Annotated in this window: 9 protein-coding genes and 1 pseudogene; 7 read left to right on the plus strand and 3 right to left on the minus strand. The window is 56.0% G+C overall.

Annotation, left to right across the window (positions count from 1 at the left end; translation table 11 throughout):
* Positions 1–183 precede the first annotated feature (183 nt).
* A complete protein-coding gene (locus AEAE_RS05435) occupies positions 184–3,144 on the minus strand; it encodes a cation-translocating P-type ATPase (RefSeq protein WP_094690148.1) in 2,961 nt (986 codons plus the stop codon).
* Between the two features lie 417 nt (positions 3,145–3,561).
* Here AEAE_RS05435 and AEAE_RS05440 point away from each other — a divergent pair, with 417 nt between their 5' ends.
* The 7 genes and pseudogenes from AEAE_RS05440 (at position 3,562) to pknB (ending at position 13,914) form a co-directional block, all read left to right on the plus strand.
* Entirely contained in the window at positions 3,562–4,266 is a 705-nt protein-coding gene (locus tag AEAE_RS05440) for an FhaA domain-containing protein (protein ID WP_094690149.1), read from the plus strand.
* Between the two features lie 45 nt (positions 4,267–4,311).
* Entirely contained in the window at positions 4,312–5,457 is a 1,146-nt protein-coding gene (locus AEAE_RS07090; protein WP_420809197.1) for an FHA domain-containing protein FhaB/FipA, read from the plus strand.
* Positions 5,458–5,461: 4 nt separating this feature from the next.
* Positions 5,462–7,240 (plus strand): PP2C family protein-serine/threonine phosphatase, encoded by a 1,779-nt coding sequence (locus AEAE_RS05455; protein ID WP_094690150.1) that lies wholly within the window; start codon positions 5,462–5,464, stop codon positions 7,238–7,240.
* A gap of 95 nt (positions 7,241–7,335) precedes the next feature.
* Positions 7,336–8,949 carry an FtsW/RodA/SpoVE family cell cycle protein gene (locus AEAE_RS05460; RefSeq protein ID WP_420809208.1) on the plus strand — a complete coding sequence of 538 codons (1,614 nt, stop codon included), beginning with the start codon at positions 7,336–7,338 and terminating at the stop codon, positions 8,947–8,949.
* Complete coding sequence (locus AEAE_RS05465) at positions 8,946–10,406, plus strand: peptidoglycan D,D-transpeptidase FtsI family protein (protein WP_094690152.1); 1,461 nt, start codon at positions 8,946–8,948, stop codon at positions 10,404–10,406. The genes AEAE_RS05460 and AEAE_RS05465 overlap by 4 nt, the downstream gene beginning before the upstream one ends.
* Positions 10,403–11,302: pseudogene (locus tag AEAE_RS06955) on the plus strand (serine/threonine-protein kinase); the annotation flags it as partial. The gene AEAE_RS05465 and the pseudogene AEAE_RS06955, both read left to right, overlap by 4 nt.
* A 593-nt stretch (positions 11,303–11,895) precedes the next feature.
* On the plus strand, positions 11,896–13,914 hold the full coding sequence (pknB, locus tag AEAE_RS05475) for a Stk1 family PASTA domain-containing Ser/Thr kinase (RefSeq protein WP_094690154.1): 2,019 nt from the start codon (positions 11,896–11,898) through the stop codon (positions 13,912–13,914).
* A gap of 221 nt (positions 13,915–14,135) precedes the next feature.
* Here pknB and AEAE_RS05480 read toward each other — a convergent pair whose 3' ends face one another.
* Entirely contained in the window at positions 14,136–15,413 is a 1,278-nt protein-coding gene (locus AEAE_RS05480) for a class E sortase (RefSeq protein ID WP_158520534.1), read from the minus strand.
* A 100-nt stretch (positions 15,414–15,513) separates the two neighbouring features.
* On the minus strand, positions 15,514–16,434 hold the full coding sequence (locus tag AEAE_RS05485) for a DUF881 domain-containing protein (protein WP_094690156.1): 921 nt from the start codon (positions 16,432–16,434) through the stop codon (positions 15,514–15,516).
* Between the last annotated feature and the right edge of the window lie 75 nt (positions 16,435–16,509).

Genomic DNA, 16,509 nt, shown 5'->3' on the forward strand with positions numbered 1-16,509 from the left:
TTCTCGCCCGGCTCTCTCGCCCAGCTTCTCGCTCTCCCACTCTCGTAGTGGCGAGGGGAAACTGGCTGGGCTCAGCCTCTTGCAGGCAGATTATCACTCCGTTGCTCAGCATAAACAAAAAGGACCGGAAGGCAATTGCTTCCGGTCCTCATCAGCTCAGCGAGTAACTGCACCTAGCAGCACTTACTTCGTCACAGCAGCCTTGGCTGCACGCCTGCGCGAACGAGCGCGCAAGAACACCTTTCTCAACTCGGTCAGCCACAAAGTGACAGAGGAGAGAGCGAAGGCCTCGAACCATGAATGCCATGGCAGCGGAACAGTACCAAAGGCAGTGTTCAACCATGGAATGTAAATGACGGCCATCTGCAACACGAGCGAGAGGGCCAATGCCATCCACAACCACTTATTAGTGAACATGCGCTTAAAGGCGGATTCCTCACCCGAACGCGATGCCAAAGCGTTGAACAGCTCAGTGAACACCAAAATGGTGAAGCCCATCGTACGAGCCAGTTCAAGGTCATATGCCTTAGCAGCAGGCTTGAAGGCGTAATCGTTAATCAAGCCACCTGGCAGGTACAGATCCATACCGAGCAAAGTGACAGCAGCCATGATGATGCCCACGAAGATGATGTCACCCCACATCTCTGCGTCGATCACATGGTCTTTCACGTTACGTGGTGGACGGTTGAGAACCTCATCGCCTTCCACATCCATGCCCATAGCCAGAGCAGGTGCAGCATCAGTCAGAAGGTTAATCCACAACAGCTGAACCGCGAGGAGCGGAACAACAATGCCTGATGTGGATTCTTCACGCAAACCAATCCAACCGGCCAACAGCACGCCAGCGAACACGGTGAACACTTCGCCCATGTTGGAGGAGAGCAGGAAACGCAGGAACTTCTTGATGTTATCGAAAATTCCACGGCCTTCCTTCACCGCCTCAACAATGGTGGAGAAGTTGTCATCAGCCAACACCATGGTCGAGCTTTGCTTGGTCACCTCGGTACCCGTGATGCCCATAGCAACACCAATATCAGCAGACTTCACAGCAGGTGCATCATTCACACCATCACCAGTCATGGCAACGATATTGTTCTGACGTTGCAAACTCTTGACAATCTTGAGTTTGTGTTCCGGAGCAACACGAGCGTAAACATGAGCCTGAGCCGTCTTCGCATCGAGAGCAGCACCTTCCAACTCATCCAATTCAGCGCCGGTTACTGCCTGCTCACCAGGCTGAGCGATACCCAAGTCAGTAGCGATACGAGCTGCAGTCAGCGGGTGATCGCCAGTGATCATGACGGTACGAATGCCGGCATGGTGAGCCTGGGCGACAGAAGCGCGAACCTCAGTGCGAGGAGGATCAATGATGCCGACCATACCAGCCCAGATCATGTCCTTCTCGATAATCTCAGGATGTTCGGAAAGCTCAGCAGCATCACCAGCAGCGTTGATGTGAGCGCCTTCAATCTCATCCAAAGAGCGAGCATCACCCAACGGACGGTACGCCATACCCAAGGTGCGGTAGGCCTCAGAAGAGAGGGCCTCCACCGAAGCGATAATGTCCTGACGGTCACCTTCTGTCATCGGGCGAACCTGACCGCCCACAGCGATGCGCGTGCAGTAGTCGAGAAGAACATCAGGAGCACCCTTAGCGAACACGCGGAGACGACCATCATTAGAGTCATCTGCCATCACCACCGACTGACGCTTACGCTCCGAGGTAAACGGAATTTCAGCGACGCGATGGAAACGCTCAGCACGGTAAGCGCCGATCTTACGAGCGCCAACAATGACGGAAACCTCAGTAGGGTCACCCTCACTCTTCCACTCGTCTTTGCCCTTTTCGTCGGTCGCCTTCACCAGGTGGCCGTCGTTAGCCAATGATCCCACGCCCAGAACAACGCGAGCTTCGTGACGCAACACATCGTCATTGCTAATCTCTTGGCCTTGAGAATCGGTGAGCTGACCAACAGGAGCGTAACCAGTACCAGTGAGATGAGTACGTCCTGACGGAGAAATAATCGTCTCCACCGTCATCTCATTACGCGTCAAAGTGCCCGTCTTATCCGAGCAAATAACCGAGGCAGAACCCAAGGTTTCCACCGAGCTGAGCTTGCGCACGATGGCCTGATGCTGGGCCATACGCTGCACGCCCAAAGCCAGAACGATAGTCAAAATTGTTGCCATACCCTCTGGCACAGCAGCAACAGCCAAGGAAACTGCCAACAAAAGCGAGTTAATTCCATCTTCAAACGAATGGAAGCCCTGCGAGAAGAAGAGAACTGCGATCACCAAAACGGCGATGATGATAACGGCGATACCCAACAGCTTGGAGACGCGAGCCATCTCCTTTTGCAAAGGAGTTTCGCCGCTTTCGTCCTGGTTGAGCATGTCGGCGATCTTGCCCACCTGAGTGAACATGCCAGTGCTCGTCACAATCGCGCGACCGGTACCCTGGGTCACTGAGGTGCCGTTAAAGATCATGTTCTTGCGATCACCCAAGCTTGCAGCCTTCTCTAAGGTTGCAGGAGCTTTCGCAATCGGCACCGATTCGCCCGTCAAGCTCGCCTCAGCAACGCGCAAGCTCGCCACCTGGAACAAACGGCCATCCGCAGGAATAGTGTCGCCCTCGGAGAGCACAAGAATATCGCCAGGAACCAGATCAGCCGTATCAATGCGCTGAATATGCCCATCGCGCAGCACCGCACATGTCGGCTGCGTCATCTGAGCCAGAGCATCTACAGCCTGCTCCGCCTTGGCTTCCTGAAGGTAGCCCAACACTGCGTTGACGATCAACACCAAAATAATGACGAGAGCGTCAACAGGAACAGCTTCCTTCTCCCCGCCAGCCATGTTATTTTGCACGATCCAGGCGATGAAAGAAATAATCGTTGCAGCAATCAGCAAATAGACCATGGGGTCCTGGAACTGCTGCAAGAACTTCTTCCACTTGGGAACAGGAGGCTTACCCTTGAGCTTATTGGGGCCGAACTTTTCCAAGCGGCGAGCCGCTTCATCACTGCTCAAACCCTTCGCCATGGAAGTATGAAGAGCCGTTTGAACATCGTCAAAGGCCATAAGCGAAGGATCGCGATCCAGCTCACCTGTCTGCTTATAGGTCACATCAGATTCGGAGGTCATCAATTTCCCTCTGGTTTGCCGCGGAGTAGTCAACGAAAAGGCACATGATCATAGGTATTCCTCAGCGTTACGGCTGAGAACCTCGCACCATTTTCGTTGCGCGGTCATCATTCGTAGCGACGCTGATCGGCGCCGCCTGACATACTTCTCCAGATTATCAAAAACTCTTGCCCGCCGGCTACTTCGTCACAAGAGCGAAACAGGAAGCCCGCGCAAGGCGGCGGGCGGGCCAGCACACTGCGAAGCACGGAACAAGTGCGTAACAAAGTGGTCAAAATGTACACAAGAGCCTCTCGCAGCCTGAAAATCTCGTGCTTTGGCTGATAAAAACGGTATTCTAAAACCAGTAGGTAGTGAACTAGGTAGTGAACGTGACGCATTCAGGCGCACCACCTGAATTTCAGCATCGGAGGCATCATGGGATTTCTTGATGGGTTCGAGAGCAAGATTGAGAAGACCGTTGATTCCGTTTTCTCCCGCTTCGGCTCAAAGAACATTCAGCCTGTTGATCTGATGCGCTTGCTCGAGCGCGAGATTAACGACAAGGCCACGCAAATTGATCAAGAAAAGACGATGGCTCCGAACGAGTATCGCCTTTCCATGAGCACTCCTGACTTCGACCAAGTCATCAAGTGGGGTGCGGAAGCCCTTGCCAACGAGCTTTCCGACAAGCTGACCAACTACGCCGAGCAGCAGCACTACTCCTTCTCCGGGCCTGTCGTGGTGATTTTCGAAGAGAACACCGATATTCCACAAGGCCGCCCGCAGGTCAGCTCGCAGGTTGTTCAGGGTAAGATCGCACCCGTGACGGACGATAAGTCCAGCCCACGCGACTTCCCTGTACTGGAAATCTCGGGCCGTCAATACCTGCTGACCGCCGCAAAGACGGTGATTGGCCGCGGTTCTGATTGCGACATCGTCATTGATGACCCGGGCGTCTCCCGTCACCATGTTGAGATTGAAATTACCCCTCAGCATGTGGTGGCTCGCGATATGGGCTCGACCAACGGCACCTATGTGGAGGGTCACCTCGTTCCTGCTGCAAGCCTGATCGATGGCAATACCATCACGATCGGCCGTACTCGCATGCTATTCTGGGCAGGCTCAGAACCTCGTAACTGAAAGCTTGTGGCGCAAAAGCCCTGATTTTACTGAGAAGATACCTGCATGACTGAACTGACTTTCGCCATCCTCAAGTACGGTTTTTTAATCGCCTTGTGGATTTTCGTATGGCTCGCTGTGCGCTCACTGCATCGTGACGTGACAGAGGGTTTGGAGCGCAAGCAGCGCAGTCGTCGTCGCGCAGTCCCCGTGATGCCTGCTCAAGCGCCTCTGCGCCCTACTCCCGCAAGCCCCCTCGACGCGATGAATGCGGCGGCAGCTCCTGTGGCGGGAGAGCCTGTGGCCCCTGTAGCCGGTTCATCTCTGGCCAGCGAGCCTGTGGCACCGATGGCTGGCGGTGGGCCTCTCACCCCTGGCACGCCCGAGCCGCTGTTGGGCGACTCCTACTCGGCAAACCCAGAACTTTCCGAGCTTTCCGTAGGCAAAAGCGCTGCTCAACAGCCTTCTCCGCTCGCTTCTCAGCCCGGAAACGAGCCTGTTTCTCAGCCTGGGGCGCAAGATTATCAGTCTGGTGAATCGGAGCCTGCAGCAACTTCTCAGTTCCCGCTGACTCCTTCTGCCGGTGCAACCAGTCAAACCGGTGCAACAAATCCAGCCAGCGCAAGCAACCCGACTGCTAACCCGAGCGCTGATCCTGCTGATTCGCTGGATTCCCCTGCTCTTCACCACGCTATTCCACAGCCATTTGGCCGCACACCGATGCCTCCTGCTCCCGCTCCAGCAAGCGCAAGCAACGAAGCAGGCACAGGCAGCCCAACTACTCCATCACCTGCAGCAGGCAGCCCAGCTTCCGCACAAGCCGCAGCTTCCGGTGCCGCTGGCGACATCAACTCTCTTGCTCATCTCGTGAGCGCCACCACTACCAAGGAGACAGCGCGCTCCGCCATGCCTAGCCAAGCCGCGACCATGCTCGTCATCATCGACGGGCCGCACGCAGGCGCAACCTTCCCGCTTGACCAAGGCAACATCACGCTGGGACGCAGCACGCACAACACCATCGTGCTCGACGACGAATACGTTTCCGGCCATCACGCCCGCGTCTGCCAGGACCCTCAATCAGGCCAATGGGTTGTCGAGGACCTCGGTTCGACCAACGGCACGTACATCAATGAATCTCGAATGCCGGGGCGCGCAGTTCTCAGGCCCCGCGTGCCGGTTCGCATCGGCGCTACCACCTTCGAATTGAGGTAAGCGCATGGCAGAACGAAAACTCAGGCTTCTTTCCACCGTCCTCTCCGACGTCGGCTACGTGCGTGCCAACAACCAAGATTCCGGTTTCGCCGGCTCGCGCATCATCGCCATGGCTGACGGCATGGGCGGCCACGCGGGCGGCGACACCGCATCGACCATCGCCATCCGCACGCTTGCTCACATCGAACGCAGCGAACATCACGGAACCGTGCTCTCCATGGCGCAAACGCTAGAAAAGTCGATCCTCGCCGCGCATGACGCCATTGTGGGCCGCGCGAAAAAGGAACACCAGCTCGCCGGCATGGGAACCACTGTTGACACGGTTGCGCTGACTCGCGGCTGGTGGGTGCTCGCCCATATTGGCGACTCTCGCGCTTACCTGCTGCGCTCCAACCAGCTCATCCGCGTCACCAAAGACCACTCTTACGTTCAGCATTTGGTCGACACCGGCCGCATCAGCGAGCAGGAGGCCCGCAATCACCCGCAAAAGAACGTGGTGGTGCGCGTTCTGGGCGATTTTGACATCGACCCTCACCCTGATATTTCCATTCGTCGTGCCCAGGCTGGCGACCGCTGGCTGCTGTGCTCCGACGGCTTGTGCGGCCCGTTGGAAGATGAGACGATTCGCGAAATCATGCTCTCCACCCCTGACCGTGAAGAGTGCGCGCAGCTGCTCGTCAACGCCGCTTTGAAGGCTGGCTCTACCGATAACGTCACTGCCGTGGTTGCTGACGCCCAGTATGCTCCGCGCGAGAACTGGAGCTTGCTCAACCCCAACGCAGGCCTGCAGGTTCCTCTGGTGGCTGGTGCTGCTGAGGCTGGCATCCATTCCATTGCCGACGTGGTTCACCGCCCGGTTGCCACTGCTCCAAAGCTCAAGTCGCAGTCTTCGCCGGCAGAAAAGGCTGCTCTTTTGGCTCAAGGTGACGCTCCAGATTATCAGTCCGCCTCCTCTCCTGCACCCGCATCTTCGCCTGCTGATGAGGCGGCTGCGCCTCACGCTGATGCGGTTTCGAGTGAGCACGGTGATAATCTTGCGCCACACAAAGTGAGTGACGAGCCCGTGAGCGAAAGCCAGCTGAGCGACGACCAAATTCTTGTCGAGCCGACGCACAGTGATGATGCCGCCGACGAGCAGATGACGGATACCGGCGAAATTCCGATCGTGCAGAAGAAGAATGGCACGATTACCGCCGACCCTTCTGACCCAGCCGTCAAGCGTGCTGCCCGCGAGCGCAAAGCCCAGGAGGTTGCACAGGAAGCGGCCGCTGCGAAGAAGAAGCAGCGTCGTATTATCGCTTGGGTCGTGGCAATCTGTATGGTGCTAGCTGCGCTGGCCAGTGGCGCAACCTTGCTCACCCACTGGGCCATGTCGCAATGGTACGTGGGCATGAACAACGGCAAAATCGCCATTTACCAGGGCGTTCCTACCCAAGTTTTCGGCTTGAATTTGAACCGTCTCGAAGAAGAAACGGACACGAAGGTGTCGAGTTTGCCTCGAGATTGGCAGACCCAGTTGAGTAAGGGCGTGAAGGCGGACAACAAAGCGGATGCTTTGGCTCGCGCGCTCAAGATCAGCCAGCAGGCCAAGGAGCAGGAGAAAAAGAAGAAGCAGGAGGCTGAGGAGGCCAAGAATGCTGCGAAGGACGCGGCGAAGGCGGATAGCTCCAAGGACTCCAGCGACTCGAACAGCTCAGATTCGAAGACGTCGGCCAGCAGCGCAAACCCGAAGGATAACCTCGAAAGCCAAGCGAACACCTCGAAAGACGGAGGTGCAGCATGAGCCGTCGATCGCACACCGCTGATGCTGCCGCTCGGCGAGCCAGCGTTCACACCAGCGCCAAAGCCAGCGCTAAGCCGGCCAACAAGGTCACTTCACTGGCCGGCCTGCGCACCCGCCATATTCTGCTGCTGCTCGCGGCCATCGCCATCGGCCTGCTCGCCTTCGTGCAGATGTCCTTGCGTGTGACGGGCACAGTTCCGCGTCAGTACTGGCTGCCGCTGGGCATTGATATTGCACTGTTGGTGGTACTCGAGGTGGTAATCCAGGTTCGTCATGTATATGCGTCGAGCACGATTATTCCTGCTATGAGTTTGCTCGCGCTGATTGGCATCACCGAGATTACGCGCATCGACTATTCTCAGCGCACCTTGGGCTATTCATCGAATTCAGGCCAGCGGCAGATGATGTGGCTTGCGGTGTCGACAGCTGTTGCCATTGTTGTGCTCTTCTTCTTGCGTGATTACCGTATTTTGCGGCGTATTTCTTACGTGTGCATGGCGTGTGGTTTGGTGCTGCTGCTCGCTCCGGAGTTGCCTGTTATCGGTCGAGAGATCAATGGTGCTCGCATTTGGATTCACTTTGGTCCGTTCTCCCTTCAGCCTGCTGAGTTTGCCAAATTGTTCTTGGCGATCTTCTTTGCGACGTATTTGTTTGATCGTTCGGATCAGCTGGCTGTCGGCGGAAAGAAAGTGTTGGGCGTGCGCTGGCCTCGTATGCGCGATTTGGGGCCGATTGCTGTAGTCTGGGTGGTCAGCTTAGGCATTTTGGTGCTTCAGCATGATCTGGGTACGTCGTTGATGTTCTTTGCCATGTTTGTGGGCATGCTTTTTGTTGCTACTCGGCGTAAGTCGTGGCTGGTGATTGGTTTTGTCGCTTTCATGGCTGGTGTTGTGGTGGCTGCTCGCGTATTCTCGAACTTTGCTAACCGTGTGAACATTTGGTTGCATCCTTTCGATCCTGCTCTCTATCAGCGTCAGTATGGCGGTACGTACCAGGTTGTTCAGGGCTTGTTTGGTTTGGCTTCTGGCGGCATGTTGGGTACGGGTTTGGGCAATGGTCACCCTGCCATTACACCGTTTGCAAATTCTGATTTTATTTACACCTCGCTGGGTGAAGAGGTGGGGCTTCTCGGTTTGCTCCTCATTTTGGTGCTCTATTTGGTGATTATTGCTGGTGGTTTTACTGCTGGCATGGCTCAGAGCGATGGGTTTGGCAAGCTTTTGGCAGCAGGATTAGCATTTTCCATGGCTTTCCAGGTGTTTACTGTTGTTGGCGGCATTACTTTGGTCATTCCTTTGACGGGTTTGACCTTGCCGTACCTTGCTGCTGGTGGCTCGTCGCTGATGGCGAACATTTTGTTGGCCTCGCTTGTGGTGGCGATCTCTTCTCATGCCAATACGCCTCGAGATTCTCAGATTTATGATCCGGACACGATTCTTGCTCAGAAGTTGCAAGAGCAATTAGCAGCTCGCGCTGCCCGCCAGGCGCGCGATCACCAGCCAGCGGTTGCTGCGGTTGCTGCGTCAGCCGGTTCAACGTCACCTTCCACTCCTGAAACGCTTGCCACGCAGCCTGTCGCATCCGCAATGCAGCCTGTCGCGCCGGCAACGTCACCTTTGACGCCAGCCGCACACGATGCAGCTCAAGAGGCAGCTCAACAAGCAGGAGAGAACCGCGCTGATAATCTGGGAGAGGAGGAAAAGGCATGAATCGTTCATTGCATCAGCTTTTTATTGCCGTTATTGCCCTCTTCCTCGTGTTGGTGGTGTCCACCTCAAGCTTCATGGTTTTCCGCGCTGACGAGCTCAACGCCGACGCGAGAAACACACGAGCCCTCTACCACGAGTTCGCTGTTCCCCGTGGAGCAATCACGGCGTCTGATGGCACTATTTTGGCGCAATCAGTACCGTCGAAGGATGCGTTCCAATACCAGCGTCAGTACCCGCAGCCTGAACTGTATGCGCCTATCACTGGCTACTTTTCCGTCGTCTCGCGCGCCGGTAAAGGCATTGAGAGCTCGGAAAATTCGCTGCTGACGGGCGAAACTGATTCGTTGTGGTTGCAAAAGTTGAAGTCTGCTTTTACTGGTCAAGCCAACCAAGGCGCGACTATCGAAACGAGCATCAACACCAAACTGCAAAATCTCGCTTACCAGTCGTTGCAAGGTAAAACGGGCGCTGTGGTGGCAATCGAGCCGTCGACAGGACGTATTTTGGCCATGGCCAGCATGCCCAGCTACAATCCGAATGATCTTGCCACGCATGATACGAAGGCTGCTGCTCAGAACTATTCGAATCTTGCCAGCGTCTCTCCGAGCCCGTTGAATAACAATGCGATGCTTCAGGTGGGCGCTCCAGGTTCCATGTTTAAGATCATCGTTTCTGCAGCTGCCTTTGAATCGGGAGAATACAACCCGGACAGCGTTATTCCTGCACCTTTAGAGTGGACTCTTCCTGGCACAAACTACAAGCTGACAAATGCGGAAACGTGGATGTACCGCGCTGATGGAAAGATGCCGATGCGTGAGGCTTTCGCGTGGTCGTCAAACACTGCTTTTGCGCAGTTAGGCGTGAAATTGGGTTATGACAAGGTCAACGAGATTGCCACCAAGTTAGGCTTCGGCACGCAAATTAGCATTGACCGCGGCCCGGGTTCGAATGCGTACCAGTCGGTGAAGTCGCAATTCCCGAAGCCCGTCAGCGATGATAAATTAGCTTTGCAAAGCATTGGTCAGGGCGACACGGTTGCGACTCCTTTGCAAATGGCGATGGTTTCTGCTGCCGTGGCGAATTCTGGTACGCTCATGCGTCCTACTTTGGTCGATACGGTGAGAAGCTCTGATTTGTCGGTTATCTCGCAAACGTCGCCGTCGATTTTGAGCCACCCGTTCAGCTCAGATACTGCAAGCAAGCTCAATGAGATGATGCAAGGCATGATTACCACCGCGTGGCCTGCCCTTCAGATTCCTGGGGTGAAGGTTGCTGCGAAGACGGGTACTGCGCAGTCGGGAACGAGAAATCAATTCGTCAGTGGTTGGATTACTGGTTTTGCTCCAGCTGATAACCCTAAGATTGCTGTGTGCGTGTGGCTGCAGGATATTCCCTCGCTTGCCGGCGACACGTCTGGTCCGATTATGAAAAGTCTGATGGAGGCCTATCTCAAATGAAACTGATTGAAGGCCAGATTATCCACGGACGTTACCGCCTCGACGAGCGCATTGCCAAGGGTGGTATGGGCGAAGTGTGGCGCGCTACTGACATGGTTCTCAACCATGAGGTTGCAGTGAAAGCTCTGCGCTCCGATCTGATTAACGATTCTTCTCGTCTCGAACGCTTGCGCACAGAGGCTCATAATTCTGCTAATCTCGCGCATCCCAACATCGCTGCCCTTTTCGAGTACTACGAGCACGACAACTTTGGCTTCCTCGTCATGGAATTCTTGCACGCTCGCTCGCTGGCCGACATTTACAAGGAGCGTAAGCGCATCCCTACTCTCGAGCTGCTGCCGATTATTGAGCAGGTGGCTCGCGGGCTTCACTTGGCTCATGCGCATGGCGTCATTCACCGCGATGTCAAGCCGGGCAACATTATGGTCAGCGACCAGGGTTTGGTGAAGATCACTGATTTTGGTGTGAGCTATTCGACTAATCAGGCTCAGATTACCCAGGATGGCATGGTAGTGGGCACGGCCCAGTACATTTCCCCGGAGCAGGCGCAGGGCGAGCATGCAAGCCCACAGTCTGACATCTATTCGTTGGGAGTCGTGTTGTATGAGGGCTTGGCTGGCCATCGTCCTTTCACTGGTGCGACGCCGGTGGATATTGCTGCTGCCCAGGTGAATGACCCTGTTCCCCCGCTTCCTCACGACCTTGACCCGGAACTCGTGCAGTATGTGATGCAGATGCTGGAGAAGGACCCTCATAAGCGCCCTGCTACAGCCGTCTCGGTTGCCACGAGATTGTCACAGATCGAAAATCGCCTGATCCGCCAGGAAAATGGTGAAGAGGATTATTCTGTGTCACCAGCTGCGCATGCACGCACCTCTGCGCCTTCTTCCTCCCCCGCTTCGTCGTGGAAGTCCACCTTTGCTTCTGCTGGCCGGCTGAGCTTGGTCAACCCCTTCGTTAACTCTTTGGGTGACAGCTCTGACAATATGCCCAACGCTTCTGACGAGCAGGAAGCCTCCCAGCGCACAAATTTGGAGCGTGGGCAGAGCCCTTATGTTTCTGTGCCCTTTGAGGTTAACCCGCTGGTTTCCAACCCGTTTGTGTCGAGCCCCGATTCGCGTTCCTTGGCTCCGGCCCCGCCGAGTGACTCGCTCAGTGGCGTTCGCTCTCAAGCGGTGTCGAGAACGCCTTTCGTTCCGCCGATTCCTCAGGTTTCTGTCGCAGGGGAGAGCAGGAACGACGGTGATATGGCGCAGTGGAAATCTCAAGAAACTCGTCAACCTCACCGGCGTGTGATTACCAGCAAGCCAACATGGTCAAAAAATGTGATAGTTGGACCGCCTGGCGAGGAAAATGCGCAGGTTATACCCCCGCAAAATCGGCAAAATTCAAGTAATAGCAAGCGTTTGAGTAGTGTGGAGCCTTCCCAACAGGCTGGAGAGAGGGCAGGCTACTCTAAAGAGAGAACAGGCGAAACTGGAGGTCAGAGATGAATCAAGAGATCCCGACCGAGCTCGCACAAGGTCGCTATACCGTCGGTGCTTCCATCGGTCACGGTGGCATGGCAGAAGTGCACCTGGGAACGGATACCCGTCTGGGCCGCCAGGTTGCTATCAAGATCATGCGCGCGGACTTTGCTGAGGATAAGACCTTCCTCTCTCGCTTCCGTCGTGAAGCGCACTCTGTCGCTATGCTCAACAACCCCAACATCGTCTCTATTTACGATACGGGCGAGGAACTGGTTGAGGATGCCGACGGCGAGACGCATAACGTGCCGTACATCGTCATGGAGTATGTGAAGGGCCAGACTCTTCGCGATATTCTCAAGGAAAACGGCGCGCTCTCCGTTCACGACACTGAGCAGATTATGCTCGGCGTGCTTAACGCCCTCGAGTATTCGCATCGCATGGGAATTGTGCACCGCGACATCAAGCCGGGTAACATCATGATCTCCGACCAGGGTGTGGTCAAGGTCATGGATTTCGGTATCGCGCGCGCTATGGACGATTCCGCTACCACGATGACCAAGTCGCAAGGTGTGGTGGGCACGGCTCAGTACCTCTCCCCTGAGCAGGCTCGTGGCGAAGAGGTCGATATGCGTTCCGACCTCTACTCTGCCGGCTGCGTGCTGTATGAAATGCTCGTCGGCCGCCCGCCATTCGTCGGCGACTCTCCGGTGGCTATTGCTTACCAGCATGTTTCGGAGACGGCCACCCCGCCAAGCCAGCTCGTTCCTGGCCTGCCTCGCGTGTGGGACCAGATTGTTGCGAACGCGATGGCTAAGGAGCGTCAGAACCGTTACGCAACGGCCGCTGAGTTTAAGAACGACATTCTGCGCGTGATGAGCAACCAGCCTTTGGGCGATCGCACTGCCGTTCTCGACCCGAATACGCAGGCCGCTTTGGCTGACGCGGGCCCGGCAACCCAGCAGTTTAACCCGTTTACTGATACGACGGGTATTGGCGCCCAGCCGGTGGGTAACGCTGAGCCAAGCCGCGCTGAAGCTCGCGCCAAGCAGGCTAAGAAAAAGAAGATTATCATTTGGTCTGTTGTTGCGGGCCTGATTGCTCTTCTCGCTCTCACCTTCGGCATTATCCAGCTCATTCACCATTCTGAGGCTCAGATTGGCACGGTGCCAACCATCACGGAGGATATGACCGAGGCGCGAGCCAAGCAGCTCGTCGAGAAGGCCGGCTTCGTGTTTAAGGCGGAGCAGGATACTGATTCTTCGAAGGCGAAGGGCATGTTCACCAGGCAGTCGCCGCAGGGTGACACCAAGCTGAAGAAGGGTTCGACAGTGAAGGTCTGGTTCTCTGCTGGGCCGGCACAGTCTGCTGTTCCTGATGTTCAAGGAATGAGCCAGGCTGAGGCAACAGCAGCTTTGAAGAAGGCTGGTTTCGTGGTGGGTTCGACCACTTCGGAGGATAGCCCGACTATTGAGAAGGATATGATTACCAGAACTGACCCGAAGATCGGTTCTGTGCAGCCGAAGGGCTCGTCGATCATTCTCTACATTTCTACGGGTAGGACGACGGTTCCGGATGTGTCGGGTAAGCCAAAGGATGAGGCTCAGAAGATTCTGACTGATATGGGCTTCTCGCTGACCATTCAAACCCAGTCCAGCTCGGATATTGCGAAGGATTCTGCGATTAGCACGGACCCTGCTGCAGGTAACACGGTGGACCAGAAGTCGATGATCACTCTGGTGATTTCCTCTGGCCCTGACCAGGTGAGCTTGCCATCAGTGGCCTCCGCTTCCACGGTTGCTGATGCGATGAATATGCTCGCGAACCGTGGTGTGACGGTGACGCTGGCGAACGGTACACAGTCCGATTATGTTCACGTGAAGGTGACGGACGCTAACGGCAAGGACATCACCAACGGTGGCACGGTGGATAAGGGTTCGACCATTACCGTCTTCGGTTCGAAGCCAGTTGTGGATAACGGCCAGCCGCAGACGGGCGATAATAATTCCGCAGACAAGTCGGGTTCACACTCCGGCGAGTAAACCACAGTTGCACCGGTCGCTCAGAACGCCGAGAAGTGAGCTGCTTGGCATCAGAGCACTGGAGAACGCCGGCAGCACCAGAAACACTCAAGGCGGCTTATAACCTAGCACCACTGAGTTGAGAGTTATGAAAGAGGGGCTTGGCATCAGACGATGCCAGCCCCTCTTTCGTTCGCTACTAACGCTGATAATCTCAAGAAATGCGGTTTCCGCCCCAGCGACTACATCGCGCCACCCGAGATGTTGGAGTAGTTGCTCATCAGCTGCAGGTAAGGCACGTTCTGCACTAGCCACGGGCACACATACTGGAACATCACGGCCACCACGATCAGAAGCATCAAAACCAGCTGAAGCAGGCGCACCGAACGGATACCGGGCAGCACTCGCCACAGCAGGCCGTAGAGGGAGAGCGCGTGGTTTGGCTTGCCACCGTTCGCGCGGATCTCACGGTCGCGACGCAAAGCTGGCCAACCCCAGGTGAAGGCAGCGGCAAGGATGACGCTGATCAGAGCCAAAATCAGGTAGAGCAGCAACGCACCAGTGGAAGGAATTTGAGCAGCAGTCGTTGGCGAGCTTTGAGTGAAGGAAACTTGGCCAGTCGAGCTCTTCGAGGCGAGCTCTTGAGGGATGCCGTCGGAAACATTAGCCCAGTACTTGAACTTCGCATAGACGATCCAACGCTGGTAGCCCGGCGTGTAGCGCGGAGTACACGTGGTGAGCGTCAGGAGGCGCTCTTTCGGCTCAGCTCCCGCCTGGTGTGGCACGGGGTAGATGACGGAGACTTCGCTCGGGTCGACGATCTCGTGGCTATCCATTTCGTAGACGTACCAGTGGTCTTTCGTGCGGAAGACGATCGGGTCGCCCTTGTGGAACTTGTCGACATCGGCAAGCGGCTCACCATAGCCGGAACGGTGGCCTGCGACGGCGAAATTACCCATCCCTCCTGGCATGACGGTTTCGGTGTAGTGGCCGACTCCGTGGCGGGCGAGCTGGTCGAGGCCGACGCCTTGCACGACGAGAGATCGGTAGGTTGAGCCGAAGCGCGGCACGTACATTTGGCCAATCACATCGCCGTAGGCTGGCTGCGGGTCGACGGGGACGTCACCCTTTTGTGGCTGGGCGATCTTGAAGTTTCCGCCGGTGGTAACGGCAGGCGCCGTCCAGCTCAAGGATTTGACTTGCTGGGCTTGGCTTTGCGCGGACACCACGCCGGTCCACCACAACTGCCAAACCACATAGATTACCAGGAGCAGGCCAATGGTCAGGCAGATTTCTCCCACAAAGCCCAGGCCTTCCAGGAACCAGTTGCGTCCCTTCTTTCGCGCGCGATGGCTTGGTGGCATCGCGGCGGCCATGCTCTGAGCCCGCGGAGCTGTTGGCATAGGTGGCAGCGTGCTCGTCTGCCAATCGTGACCCGCGGGGCTGAACGACGGAAGTTCGCCGTCAGCTTGCGAGCCACCGGCCTGCGAGGCGTCATCTCGCATTGGTACATCTCTCATAGACACATCCCTCATAGGTACATCCATATAGGCACGTTCTGGGCACCGTTACTTATAGGCACAGAGTAACCTCTGAACCTGAAAGTTTACGGCGTACAGCTTAATTCTTTTTGTTACTCGATGAATGGTTATCAGCCTGGCCAGCGGTACTGTTGCTGCTCGCGCTCCCGTTCGTGCCGTCACTCGTACTCTCACCAGAGCCAGCCATATTCTCTTCCGAACCCACATTCGCACCCGATATGCTCTCCACCGCATCCTTTTGCGGCAGAACGCTCGCATATTTCAGCTCTTGTGTGGCGGCAGATGTTTTGGGGAAGTTCAGCTGCTCGTCTAAGCTCACTTTCCAACCCAGGCCGATGGAAGCCACATATTCCAAATAGATTTTCACTGCGGTTGAGTTATACAGTGCTGCTTGCATCTGCGCTTGTGGCCCGATGGCACGGATTACGTAGGGTGGAGCGTACTGTTTTCCTTGCAGGAGCAGGACGTTGCCCACGCAGCGTACGGCGGTGGATTGTTGGACGCGCACTCCTTGAATGGTCATGGCTTCTGCACCGCCTGCCCATAGGGCGTTGATGACGGCTTCGAGGTCTTGCTGGTGGACGACGTAATCGTTGACGTTTTGGTCGCCGATAGTGTCGTCGCCCGATTGTGCGTTTTTCCACAGTGGCGAGTCAGAAAGTGTCACTGTGATGGCAGGTCCGCTCAAGGCAGGGAGCACGCTTCGTTGGTCTTCCTCGCTTTTCACTGGCTTCGAGCTGGTGTCTCCGAGTGATTTTCGCAGCGTGTCAATCTCGGTGGATAATGTATCGACGTCTTTTTGCAGGTGTGCAACTTCGCTTTCTCGCCCGCGCAACAGGCCAGCAGTGTCCTCGGAGACGCGAGAGGAGCCATTGGCTTGCACGTTGACTTCGAAAAGCCAGCCCACCACCGCACAGACGAGGGCAAGGACGATGCCTGATTGCACACTTCGGGCTGTCAGACGGCGCTTTTGTGGCCTATGCTTTCCTCGTTGCTCCATACTTCTCCTTAATTCGCGGAGAAAAACCTCGACGCAATCCACTCTAGTCGATAAAGTGGGAGAGTTAGTGGACAA

The organism is Aeriscardovia aeriphila, assembly GCF_002259595.1.
In the GTDB taxonomy this organism is placed as follows: domain Bacteria; phylum Actinomycetota; class Actinomycetes; order Actinomycetales; family Bifidobacteriaceae; genus Aeriscardovia; species Aeriscardovia aeriphila.